At 56.6% G+C, this 11,565-nt stretch carries 13 protein-coding genes; 7 read left to right on the forward strand and 6 right to left on the reverse strand.

The window, feature by feature from the left end:
- Positions 1-11 precede the first annotated feature (11 nt).
- Together speE and HF675_RS04480 are read right to left on the reverse strand one after the other, a co-directional pair.
- Positions 12-878: a polyamine aminopropyltransferase gene (gene speE, locus HF675_RS04475; protein ID WP_187044147.1), complete on the reverse strand. Its 867-nt coding sequence runs from the start codon at positions 876-878 to the stop codon at positions 12-14.
- A 133-nt stretch (positions 879-1,011) separates the two neighbouring features.
- The gene (locus HF675_RS04480; protein WP_105232467.1) at positions 1,012-1,359 is read right to left on the reverse strand and encodes a YacC family pilotin-like protein; all 348 of its coding nucleotides are present in this window, start codon (positions 1,357-1,359) and stop codon (positions 1,012-1,014) included.
- A gap of 155 nt (positions 1,360-1,514) precedes the next feature.
- On the opposite strand from HF675_RS04480, the gene HF675_RS04485 reads away from it, so the two are divergent.
- The 4 genes from HF675_RS04485 (at position 1,515) to hpt (ending at position 5,240) form a co-directional block, all read left to right on the forward strand.
- Positions 1,515-2,360, forward strand: coding sequence for a DUF3289 family protein (locus HF675_RS04485; RefSeq protein WP_187044148.1), 846 nt, complete (start codon positions 1,515-1,517; stop codon positions 2,358-2,360).
- On the forward strand, positions 2,344-2,814 hold the full coding sequence (locus HF675_RS04490) for a DUF943 family protein (protein WP_105232465.1): 471 nt from the start codon (positions 2,344-2,346) through the stop codon (positions 2,812-2,814). Before HF675_RS04485 ends, HF675_RS04490 begins: the two co-directional genes overlap by 17 nt.
- A 146-nt stretch (positions 2,815-2,960) precedes the next feature.
- A complete protein-coding gene (gene cueO / locus HF675_RS04495) occupies positions 2,961-4,610 on the forward strand; it encodes a multicopper oxidase CueO (RefSeq protein ID WP_105232464.1) in 1,650 nt (549 codons plus the stop codon).
- A gap of 93 nt (positions 4,611-4,703) precedes the next feature.
- Positions 4,704-5,240 carry a hypoxanthine phosphoribosyltransferase gene (gene hpt / locus HF675_RS04500; protein WP_105232463.1) on the forward strand — a complete coding sequence of 179 codons (537 nt, stop codon included), beginning with the start codon at positions 4,704-4,706 and terminating at the stop codon, positions 5,238-5,240.
- 66 nt (positions 5,241-5,306) lie between these two features.
- Here the strand turns inward: hpt and can are convergent, their stop codons facing one another.
- Positions 5,307-5,972 (reverse strand): carbonate dehydratase, encoded by a 666-nt coding sequence (gene can / locus HF675_RS04505; protein ID WP_105232462.1) that lies wholly within the window; start codon positions 5,970-5,972, stop codon positions 5,307-5,309.
- Between the two features lie 190 nt (positions 5,973-6,162).
- Between can and HF675_RS04510 the strand changes: the two genes are divergently transcribed.
- The 3 genes from HF675_RS04510 to HF675_RS04520 all read left to right on the forward strand — a co-directional run bounded on the left by HF675_RS04510 (position 6,163) and on the right by HF675_RS04520 (position 9,272).
- Complete coding sequence (locus tag HF675_RS04510; protein ID WP_015673745.1) at positions 6,163-7,086, forward strand: ABC transporter ATP-binding protein; 924 nt, start codon at positions 6,163-6,165, stop codon at positions 7,084-7,086.
- Positions 7,083-7,853 (forward strand): ABC transporter permease, encoded by a 771-nt coding sequence (locus HF675_RS04515; protein ID WP_105232461.1) that lies wholly within the window; start codon positions 7,083-7,085, stop codon positions 7,851-7,853. Before HF675_RS04510 ends, HF675_RS04515 begins: the two co-directional genes overlap by 4 nt.
- 135 nt (positions 7,854-7,988) lie before the next feature.
- Entirely contained in the window at positions 7,989-9,272 is a 1,284-nt protein-coding gene (locus HF675_RS04520; protein ID WP_105232460.1) for a polysaccharide deacetylase family protein, read from the forward strand.
- A 55-nt stretch (positions 9,273-9,327) separates the two neighbouring features.
- Here HF675_RS04520 and panD read toward each other — a convergent pair whose 3' ends face one another.
- The 3 genes from panD to panB all read right to left on the reverse strand — a co-directional run bounded on the left by panD (position 9,328) and on the right by panB (position 11,506).
- Positions 9,328-9,708: an aspartate 1-decarboxylase gene (gene panD / locus HF675_RS04525; RefSeq protein ID WP_015673742.1), complete on the reverse strand. Its 381-nt coding sequence runs from the start codon at positions 9,706-9,708 to the stop codon at positions 9,328-9,330.
- 119 nt (positions 9,709-9,827) lie between these two features.
- Entirely contained in the window at positions 9,828-10,682 is an 855-nt protein-coding gene (panC, locus tag HF675_RS04530) for a pantoate--beta-alanine ligase (protein ID WP_187044149.1), read from the reverse strand.
- Positions 10,683-10,711: 29 nt separating this feature from the next.
- Positions 10,712-11,506 carry a 3-methyl-2-oxobutanoate hydroxymethyltransferase gene (gene panB, locus HF675_RS04535; protein ID WP_105232458.1) on the reverse strand — a complete coding sequence of 265 codons (795 nt, stop codon included), beginning with the start codon at positions 11,504-11,506 and terminating at the stop codon, positions 10,712-10,714.
- Positions 11,507-11,565: the final 59 nt, after the last annotated feature.

An 11,565-nucleotide genomic window follows, 5' to 3' on the forward strand; every position in this document is an offset into this window, starting at 1 on the left:
CTCTTTGCCGCTTATGCCGGTGTTTTGGCCAGGGCATTGAGCAGGTATTGCGGCAAGGCAAAGCTGCCGCTGTGGACCGCCGGGTTGTAATAACGGCAGTGTAAACCGCTTTGGTTAAAGCGCTGTTGCAGCGTGGCGAGGTCAAGCTGACGCAGCGCCGGGTTCTGGCTGGCCCAGGCAAAGGTCATAATGCCGCCGTAATAGGTCGGGATTGCCGCCTGATAAAAGCTGACGTCCTGGAAATAGTGGCTTAACCGGGTGTGGCTGTTGACGGCCTCATCCTGCTGCAGGAAGCAGACGCCGTTCTGCGCGACGAAAATGCCGTTCTCATTCAGGCAGCGGGCGCAGCCTTCATAGAATGCCGAGGTAAACAGGCTTTCGCCGGGGCCGATCGGGTCGGTGCAGTCAGAGATAATCACATCGAATTTTTCATCGGTCTGATTAACGAAGTTAACGCCGTCGTCGATCACCAGTTTGAAACGCGGGTCGTCGTAGGCGCCGGCGTTGTGGTTGGGCAGGTACTGGCGGCAGAACTCCACCACGCCGGCATCAATTTCCACCATGGTGATCTGTTCAACGCCGCGGTGGCGGCTGACTTCACGCAGCATACCGCCGTCGCCGCCGCCGATGATCAATACTTTCTTCGCCTGGCCGTGGGCCAGCAGCGGTACGTGAGTCATCATCTCGTGGTAGATGAACTCGTCGCGTTCGGTGGTCTGCACCACGCCGTCGAGCGCCATCACGCGTCCTAACACTGCGTTTTCAAAGATCACCAGATCCTGATGCTCGGTTTTTTCACGGTACAGCTCTTTCTCTACCGCGAAGTACTGACCAAAGCTGTCGTGCAGCGTTTCATACCAAATTTCTTTTTGGGCCATGTCGGGATGCTCCGTAATAACAGCCATGAAAAATCGGCGCAACATAATAGCTAACTCTGCTACAGGTTGCACGGTGGAATTTCACACAATCGGCGGGAAAAGGGACGAGCGGCGGCGGGGGAGCCGGCCGCCTTTAGTTGGCGTAGGCCAGCAGGCTGAGGGAGTCGCGCGCCAGCGATTTGCACTTGGTCGGCGTGGGGATGGCGATGCCGCTGAGATCGCGGTAGCTGTCCTCGCCCAGGGCTTTCATATCAAAGTGATTATAGTTGCTGAGATCCCAACGGTTTTGCTGGGCAAAATAGACGATGGCGCGTTTGACCTGCTCGTTAGGCAAATCTTTGTAACCACAGTTGTTTTTCAGGTACACAAACACCGCGGTCAGATCCGCCAGGTCTTCCGCCTCTGATTCATTGAGCGCCAGGCTGGCGTTGGAAAAGCCCAGCGTACTCAGCAACAGTATCAATAAAGTTGTCTTTTTCATCGTGACAATGGGGCCGTTGGTTGTCTGCAGACGTTACCACACTTTTTCCCTTCCCACTCTACTTTCGTCTGCGGGGGATGCTTTGCAGTTTATCCGGCCTGCACGTATGATTTCTGTTCGTTTCACAGGAGGGTAGGCACAAGGAGTGTATAACGATGACGGCATTAATGTTCCCCTGTACGGTATTCGAGACCCAAAAACGGATGGATGACTACGGAGCGGAGGATATGCGCAGCGGCGACCTGACGGCTGGCCAGTTAAAGACGCAGTTTCGTTTAACGGACATCTCTACCAAGGTAGAGCCGTACACGCTGAGGCGGCTCGCCGCTTTTGGCGGCCGGTCGTCAATGTTCAGGCCGCCGGCTGCGGGTGGGCCGGTAGGGCGTCAGGAATGCGCCCGGATACTGTTTGATGAGTTCCGGGAACTGTCAGCGACCTTTGCGCTATACGGCCCGTATCGGCATTTGATTGGCAAGATGATCAACCATATGCAATACGGTAACGGCACGCCGTTTCGGGATGCGTTGTTAGACCAGGCGCTGAAGGCGCATATTATTAATGATAGGACGGACAATAGTTCGTTATTAAAAATAAAAAATGCTTTAGATGAAAATATCGATAGGGTTAACGGTTATTTTCCCAATGAAAAGTTTTACAGGATAAGGGAAATTATTCTTGATGGGAGACCGCCCAAGTTCGATCGGTTTCAGGATAATTTTAACGGTATGGGGATAACCGTTCATGACACATGGGCAACGCATATCACCATAAAGTCACTCCACATAGAGAGTAGTGGCTATCGTGCGGCAGTGAACTACAAAGTACAAGATCACTTCGGTTTGGATGCAGAGGATATTTTGAAACTCAAATTTAATCAGTTTCGTTTTTTTCGCATCTGGTTTGTGCTGCAGCGCTATAGCCAATTTGGGTTTAAGCCGTTTATGACAAATATGGAAGCGGATATAGAGTTGCGGGGGCGTGGTGATGAAGGTGAAATGTAAGGTAAAGCTTTTTGCTTTGGTTATCGTTATATTGCTTGGTTTATTGATATGGATATTGGTTCGCCCGGTGAAAATTATTGCCGTACATAAAAAAGGAGAGTTTGCTTCTGTTTTAGTTGAAAACTTTCCGCTTAGCGATCGGGGTAAAATGAATTGGTGGCTCAAAAACCAAAAAACATTCACAGCACAATATGGAATTCCTGCCCCGGCAAAAGATGGCTACTTTTTTGTCACATTCTGGAGGTTTGGGGATGGTTACAAAGAAGAAGGCAAGTACGATCGACTGTGTTTTGACGATATGACATCGCCAAAGAACTGTATTGAAAAGGATGCGGTTTTCTCTGTCAGCCACAGCCGTAATCTGGGCACCGTGTTTACCACCTATGAAGGGCGCTACAAACTGCAAGAAAACGGTGAGATTGTGGCAGACCAGAGCACGTTTGAAGCCCGATGATTGGAGCACGATAGCTAGCGCCCAAATAACTTGACGTAACTTAACAAAACAAGACGAATCAAACTATTATTGATACTTGACCTTCCACCAAGGGGAGGGTTTAGGCTGGCCTGATGCTTTCATGTAACTGGAAAAGGGAGTCAGCTATGTTACGTCGTGATTTTATTAAGTTTACCGCTGCGCTGGGCGCGGCCAGCGCATTACCGCTCTGGAGCCGGGCCGCCTGGGCGGCCGATCTGCCCGCGCTGCCGATACCGCCGCTGCTGATGCCGGATGCGCAAGGAAAGCTGGCGCTGGCGCTGCAGACCGGCGAGATGAACTGGCTGCCGCAGGCGGCGACCAAAACCTGGGGCGTCAACGGCGCTCTGCTGGGGCCGGCGGTGCGTTTGCAGCGCGGCAAGCCGGTGACGGTCGATATCAACAACCAACTGCCGGAAGCCAGCACCGTACACTGGCACGGGCTGGAAATTCCCGGCGACGTCGACGGCGGCCCACAGGCGCTGATCGCGCCGGGCACTACCCGCACCGTACATTTCACCATTGACCAGCCGGCGGCCACCTGCTGGTTCCACCCGCATACGCACGGCAAAACCGGCCATCAGGTGATGATGGGGCTGGGGGGGCTGGTGCTGCTGGAAGATGAAGAGAGCGGCAAGCTGCCGCTGCCGAAAACCTGGGGTAAGGACGATATCCCGGTGATTTTGCAGGATAAACGCCTGGGCAAAGATGCGCAGATTGAGTATCAGCTCGATATCATGAGCGCAGCGGTGGGCTGGTTTGGCGACCGCATGTTTACCAACGGCGCGCAGTATCCGCAGCACATCGCGCCGCGCGGCTGGCTGCGCCTGCGTTTTCTTAACGGATGTAACGCGCGCTCGCTGCAGCTGGCGACCAGCGATCGGCGCCCGCTGTATGTGATCGCCAGCGACGGCGGCTTCCTCGGTGAGCCGGTGAAGCTGACGGAACTGCCGATGCTGATGGGCGAACGCTTTGAGGTGCTGGTCGACGCCAGCGACGGTAAACCGTTTGATATCGTCACGCTGCCGGTACAGCAGATGGGCATGACGCTGGCGCCGTTCGATCGGCCGCTGCCGGTGCTGCACATTCAGCCATCGCTGGCGCAGGGGATTAAATCCATGCCGGACAGTCTGGTGAAACTGCCGGCGCTGCCTGCCGCCGCCGGCGTACAGCAGCGTGAGTTCCGTCTGATGATGGATCCAAAGCTGGATATGCTGGGGATGAAAGCGCTGATGGACCGCTACGGCCATCAGGCGATGGCCGGCATGAGCATGGATCACGGCAGCATGGGCCACGGCGCACCGGAGAGCGGCGACAAGATGGCCGGTATGGATCACGGCAAGATGGATCACGGCAAGATGGCCGGTATGGATCATGGCACGATGGACCACAACAAGATGGCGGGGATGAAGCACGGCGAGCAGCCGTATGATTTCAGCCACGGTAATACCATCAACGGCAAGGCGTTTGATATGAGCAAGCCGATGTTCGCCGCCAAGCGCGGGCAGTATGAGAAGTGGGTCATCTCCGGTGAAGGCGACATGATGCTGCATCCTTTCCACATTCACGGCACCCAGTTCCGTATTTTGAGTGAAAACGGCAAGCCGCCGGCGGCGCATCGCGCTGGCTGGAAGGACACGGTTCGGGTGGAAGGCGCGCGCAGTGAAGTGCTGGTGCAGTTCAATCATGAAGCCAGCGCAGAGCACGCCTATATGGCGCACTGCCACCTGTTGGAGCATGAAGATACCGGCATGATGATGGGCTTTACCGTCGCCTGACGGTAAAAATAGCAGGGCGGCGCGCTCGCGTCGCCTCTGCTGTCAGGCTATGCTAGAATCTGCGCCTTTCTTCCGGCAATAGACCTGAAAACTATGAAACACACTGTAGAAGTAATGATTTCCGAGCAGGAAGTTAAGACCCGAATCGCCGAACTTGGCCGCCAGATCACCGAAAATTACCGCGACAGCGGCAGCGATATGGTGCTGGTCGGGCTGCTGCGCGGCTCATTTATGTTTATGGCCGACCTGTGCCGCACCATTGAGGTGTCGCATGAGGTTGATTTCATGACCGCCTCCAGCTACGGCAGCGGCATGTCCACCACCCGCGACGTGAAAATCCTCAAAGATCTGGATGAAGACATCCGCGGCAAAGACGTGCTGATCGTGGAAGATATTATTGATTCCGGCAATACGCTGAACAAAGTGCGCGAGATTCTGGCGCTGCGCGGCCCGAAATCACTGGCGATCTGTACGCTGCTGGATAAACCGGAGCGTCGTGAAGTGGATGTGCCGGTAGAGTACGTCGGTTTCTCTATTCCGGACGAGTTTGTGGTCGGCTACGGCATCGACTATGCCCAGCGCTACCGCCATCTGCCGTATGTCGGCAAAGTGGTGCTGCTCGACGAATAATCAAGATTGGGGGCGGCGCGGTTTAACGCGCGCCCCGCCAGCTTACCGCTATCTATCAGACTTCGCTTACGGCTGCTGTAAGCCTTTACTCTGCAACAGCGTCGAAATGCCTTTGTTATAGCCCAGCTCCAGGCTTTCGCGGCTGGTCGCCGTAACGTCCAGATCGCGCAGACGCCCGTCCTGAATGCCATATACCCAGCCGTGAATCATCACTTTCTGGCCGCGCTGCCAGGCGGACTGCATGATGGTGGAGTGGCCCAGGTTATGCACCTGCTCGATCACGTTGATTTCGCAAAGGGCGTTGAGACACTCTTCCTTTTCGAGTTTTTCCAGTTGCGGGCTATGCTTGTACCACAGATCGCGGATATGCAGCAGCCAGTTGTTGATCAGCCCCAGCTCCGGGTTTTCGACCGCCGCCTGCACGCCGCCGCAGCCCAGGTGGCCGCAGATGATGATATGTTCGACCTGCAGGACGTCAACGGCGTACTGCACCACAGACAGACAGTTCAGATCGGTGTGTATCACCAGGTTGGCCACATTGCGGTGCACGAACAGTTCTCCCGGCTCCATTCCGGTCAGACGTTCGGCAGGCACGCGGCTGTCGGAACAGCCAATCCACAGAAAACGCGGTTTTTGCGCCTGCGCCAGACGTTCAAAGAATTCGGGGTCTTCCTGGTTGATGTTGGAGGACCACGCTTGGTTGTTGGCAATTAGCCTTTCGATCTCTTTCATGGAGGTTATGCACCTGTAATGAACACTTTGCGTTTGAGTAATATAGGACAAGCGTCACAGTTTTGAAATCGGAACAGTGGAGTTAACCGCACGGATTCAACTCGGCAGACGCGCCGTTGATGGTAAAATCAGAGAAATTATTCAATAACATCAGTCTCGAAGACATGGTCATAGGGTACCCTTATCGCTTATGAATTATGCACTGGAATTAACACAGTTGACCAAGACCTACGCCGGCGGGGTCAAGGCATTGCGCGGCATCGACCTTCGCGTCGAAGCCGGTGATTTTTATGCCTTGCTGGGGCCGAACGGCGCGGGGAAATCCACCACTATCGGCATCATCAGCTCGCTGGTGAACAAAACCTCCGGCAAGGTGCAGGTGTTTGGTTACGACACCGACAAAGACATCGTCAACGCCAAACGCCAGCTGGGGCTGGTGCCGCAGGAGTTCAACTTCAACCCGTTTGAAACCGTGATGCAGATTGTGGTCAATCAGGCGGGCTATTACGGCGTGACGCGGCGCGATGCGCTGTCGCGCGCGGAAAAATACCTGACGCAGCTGGATCTGTGGGAAAAACGCAACGAGCGGGCGCGCATGCTGTCCGGCGGGATGAAACGCCGCCTGATGATCGCCCGCGCGCTGATGCATCAGCCCAAGCTGCTGATCCTCGATGAGCCGACCGCCGGGGTGGATATTGAACTGCGCCGCTCCATGTGGGGCTTCCTGAAAGACCTCAATGCGCAGGGCACCACCATCATCCTGACGACCCACTATCTGGAAGAGGCGGAGATGCTGTGCCGCAATATCGGCATTATCCAGAACGGCGAGCTGGTGGAGAACACCTCGATGAAAGGGCTGCTGGCGAAGCTGAAGTCGGAGACCTTTATCCTCGATCTGGCGGCGAAAAGCCCGCTGCCGGCGCTGGACGGCTATCACAGCCGCCTGGTCGACACCTCGACGCTGGAAGTGGAAGTAATGCGCGAACAGGGGCTGAACGGGCTGTTCAGCCAACTGAGCGCGCAGGGCGTACAGGTGCTGAGCATGCGCAACAAGGCCAACCGGCTGGAAGAGCTGTTTGTCACCCTGGTTAATGGTAATGGAGAAAAAGCATGACACGTTTGTACTGGGTGGCATTGCAGAGCATCTGGGCGAAAGAAGTGCACCGTTTTGCGCGCATCTGGGTGCAGACCCTGGTGCCGCCGGTGATCACCATGACGCTGTATTTTATCATCTTCGGTAATCTGATCGGTTCGCAAATCGGCAGTATGCATGGCTTCACCTACATGCAGTTTATCGTGCCCGGTCTGATTATGATGGCGGTGATCACCAACTCGTACGCCAACGTCGCCTCATCGTTCTTCAGCGCCAAATTCCAGCGCAATATCGAAGAGCTGCTGGTGGCGCCGGTGCCGACCCACGTGGTGATTGCCGGTTACGTCGGCGGCGGCGTGGCGCGTGGCATTTGCGTGGGCGTGCTGGTGACGGCAATCTCGCTGTTCTTCGTGCCGCTGCAGATCCACGCCTGGTGGGTGATTGCCGTCACGCTGCTGCTGACGGCGATCCTGTTTTCGCTGGGCGGCCTGCTTAATGCGGTCTTCGCCACCACCTTTGACGATATCAGCCTGATTCCGACCTTCGTGCTGACGCCGCTGACCTATCTGGGCGGGGTGTTCTACTCGCTGTCGCTGCTGCCGCCGTTCTGGCAGGCGGTGTCGAAGCTGAACCCGATCGTGTATATGATCAGCGGCTTCCGCTACGGCTTCCTCGGCGTGCACGACGTGCCGCTGACGCTGACCATGGCGGTGCTGCTGGCGTTTATCGCGGTGTTCTACCTGCTGGCCTGGTATCTCATTGAGCGCGGCCGAGGTCTGCGCACCTGATGTTTTCTCCCCTCCCGCATGTTTACAGCGGGAGGGGATGTTGCTTATCCCGCCTTTTTCTCCCCGCTGTAAATCATGCTATGCTGACGCACCCCCGACTTCTGGTCATTACGCACGGTTAAGCAGAACACTCTCATGCGGTTTCACATCAAAATAGCGGCCACGCTGGCTGGCGTGTTGACGTCGCTGCTGGCGCCTGCGGCGTCGGCCGGCCTGGTGTCGGCAGACAACGCGCTAAAATCCGGTTATATGGAAGCAAAACGCGACAGCGAAATCTATTCGCTGATTGGCGAACAGGTTATTCCGGTGGGCGAAGTGAAGGAAGGGCAACTGGTGCAGGTCTTTCCGGCGGACGCGGAATATTATGAGCTGAAGTTCGGCCACGGCGTAGGGTTTATCGATAAGGATGACGTCGAGCGCCTCAACAGGGCGCAGGCGGAAAAGGTGAAAGATCCGCTGGGTGAGCTGAACAAGCCGCTGACCAATCAGAACCTGATTACCCATAAAGCAATCAACGTCTACACCGCAGCGGATAACAAAAGCGAAATCTTCGGCATTCTGGAAGAGAACCTGCGCTACCCGATTATCGGCCGGCTGAAGGATCGGTTGAATAACACCTGGTATGAAATCAATCTCGGCGACCGGCTCGGTTACGTCAGCGAGCTGGACTGTGAGGTCGATAACGGTATCCCGGTGCTGACCTACCACCACCTGCTGAAGAATGACGAGAACAAGCGTTTTCGGCATACCTCCACTACCACCTCGGACGTGGCCTTCAGCAATCAGATGACCTACCTGAAGCAGGCCGGTTATGACACCATTTCGCTCTATCAGCTGGAAGCCTATCTGAAGAACCGGATTAACCTGCCGGGCAAAGCGGTGGTGCTGACCTTTGATGACGGCCTGAAATCGGTATACCGCTATGCCTATCCGGTGCTGAAACAGTACGGTTTCCGCGCGACGGCATTTATTATTTCGTCACGCATCAAGCGCCATCCGCAGAAATGGAACCCGGACTCGCTGCAGTTTATGAGCATTTCAGAGCTGAAGCAGCTGCAGGATGTGTTTGATATCCAGTCACATACCCACTTCCTGCACCGCATCGACGGCTATAAGCGGCCGATCCTGCTGAGTCGCAGCCTGCACAATATTACGTTTGATTTTGAGCGCTCACGCCGCGCGCTGTCGCAGTTCAACCCGCATGTGCTGTACCTGTCCTATCCGTTCGGCGCCTATAACCAGAAGGCGGTGCAGGCTGCAGAAGACGCCGGCTTCCATCTGGCGGTGACGACGGTGCAGGGAAAAGTAAAGCCGGGCGACAACCCGTATAAGCTGAAGCGGTTGTATATTCTGCGCACCGATTCGATCCAGACGATGGCGGACCGCATCGCCAATAAGCCGGGCACGGTGGTTCAGTAACGCCGATAAAAAAGGGGCTGAACCCGGTTCAGCCCCTCGTCATGTTTTCCGACCGTCAGGCAACCTGTACCGGCACCGCTTTTGCTTTGCGCTGCAGCTGGTTATCGCCCTCAAAGTAGGCGACTTTCGGGTGATGCTGGCGGGCATCGGCATCGCTCATCTGCACGTAAGAGCAGATAATCAGCAGATCGCCGACGCAGGCGCAGCGGGCCGCCGCGCCGTTGACGGAAATAATGCGCGAGCCGCGTTCGGCGGCGATGGCGTAGGTCGAAAAACGCTGACCGTTATCAACGTTATAAATATCGATAGCTTCATATTCCAGAATGCCGGCGGCATCCAGAAAATCCTGGTCGATGGCGCAGGAGCCTTCATAATGCAGGTCTGCCTGGGTGACTTTTACCCGGTGCAGTTTGCCTTGCAGCATAGTACGTATCATAGCGTTACCTTTCACAGGCGTGAGTTAAGTTCCGACAGCGAACAGCAATATCGTCACCGATATCTCCGGCCTTGTCTACTTGGCAGCGGGGGAAATGGTGACGACTGTGCAAAAAATAGTTACTCGATCAGGTCGACCTGCTGATTATCAATCAGCCGGGCCTTGCCCAGCCAGGCGGCCATCAGCACCACCGCGCGCCGGCTGTCGGTGCCGAGCGGCTGCAGGCTGTCGGCGTCGCGGATAAACAGCTCGTCCGGGGTGAAGCCGGCGTTGCGCAACTGCTCGGCGGTCTGCGCCAGCAGTTCATCAATCTGCCGCTCACCGTTGCTCAGCCGTTCGGCCAGCGCCTGCATGATGCGGCAGAGCTGCGGCGCCTTCTTGCGTTCGTCCGCCGTCAGATAACCGTTGCGCGAGCTGAGCGCCAGGCCGTCTTTGGCGCGCACGGTCGGCACGCCGACGATCTCAATGTCGTAACCCATGTCGGCCACCATTTTGCGAATCAGCGCCAGCTGCTGGTAATCTTTCTCGCCGAAGCAGGCCAGATCCGGCTGCACCAGGTTGAACAGTTTGCTGACGATGGTCGACACGCCGCGGAAATGGCCGGGACGGCTGGCGCCCTCCAGCATTGCGGAAATGCCGGGGACTTCGACGAAGGTCTGCTCGCCCAACCCTTGCGGATAGACCTCCGCCGGCGCCGGCGCAAACACCAGATCGACGTTGTTGCGGGTCAGCTTCTCGCAGTCTTCCTGTAGGGTGCGCGGGTAGTTGGTCAGATCTTCCGGCCGGTCGAACTGCATCGGATTGACGAAGATGCTGACCACCACGATATCGCCGCGGGCGCGGGCCTCGTCGATCAGCGTCATATGACCGTCGTGCAGATTGCCCATGGTCGGCACCAGCGCGATGCGTTTTCCTTCCTGACGATAGCGGCGAATATGCTGGCGCAGCAGCGGCAGGGTTTGAATAATTAACATGTTGGCTCCCGGTTCAATAGGGCTGACGCTTAGTTAAATGAGTGTTCGGCCGCAGGATAAATACCCTGTTCGACTTCCTGAATATATTGCTGCACCGCGCTGCGCAGATCGCCGCTCTGGGCGAGGAAGTTTTTGGCGAATTTCGGCGTATGGCCGCCGGTGATGCCAAAGGCGTCGTGCATCACCAGAATCTGGCCGTCGGTGCCGTTGCCCGCGCCGATGCCGATCACCGGAATAGACAGCATGGCGGTGATTTTACGCGCCAGCTCGGTCGGCACGCACTCCAGCACCAGCAGCTGAATGCCGGCCTGCTCCAGATTCCTGGCGTCTTCAATCAGCTGGTTGGCTGCCGCCTCATCGCGGCCCTGTACCTTGTAGCCGCCGAAGATATTGACCGACTGCGGGGTCAGCCCCAGGTGGCCGCACACCGGCACGGCGCGGTCCACTAACATCTTCACCGTATCGCACAGCCAGCTGCCGCCTTCGATTTTGATCATATTGGCGCCGGCGCGCATCACTTCCGCCGCGTTGGCGAAGGTCTGTTCCGGGGTGGCGTATCCCATAAACGGCAGATCGGCCAGCAGCAGGCAGGCCGGCGCGCCGCGGCGTACCGCGCGGGTGTGATAGGCGATGTCGGCCACGGTGACCGGCAGCGTGGAGTCGTGTCCTTGCAGCGTCATGCCCAGTGAGTCGCCAACCAGCATGAGTTTGATACCCTGTTCTTCAAACAGTCTGGCGAAGCTGGCATCGTAGGCGGTCAGCGTCGCAAATTTGCGCTGCTCCTGTTTCCACTGGCGTAAGTGGGTCACGGTGGTGGGTTTCATCACAACGTCTCCTTGATAGCGCCGTGTGGCGTGCACCGGCGCTGACGGAAAAAAAGTGC

The organism is Serratia sp. JUb9 (genome assembly GCF_014298095.1).
Taxonomy (GTDB): domain Bacteria; phylum Pseudomonadota; class Gammaproteobacteria; order Enterobacterales; family Enterobacteriaceae; genus Serratia_B; species Serratia_B rhizosphaerae.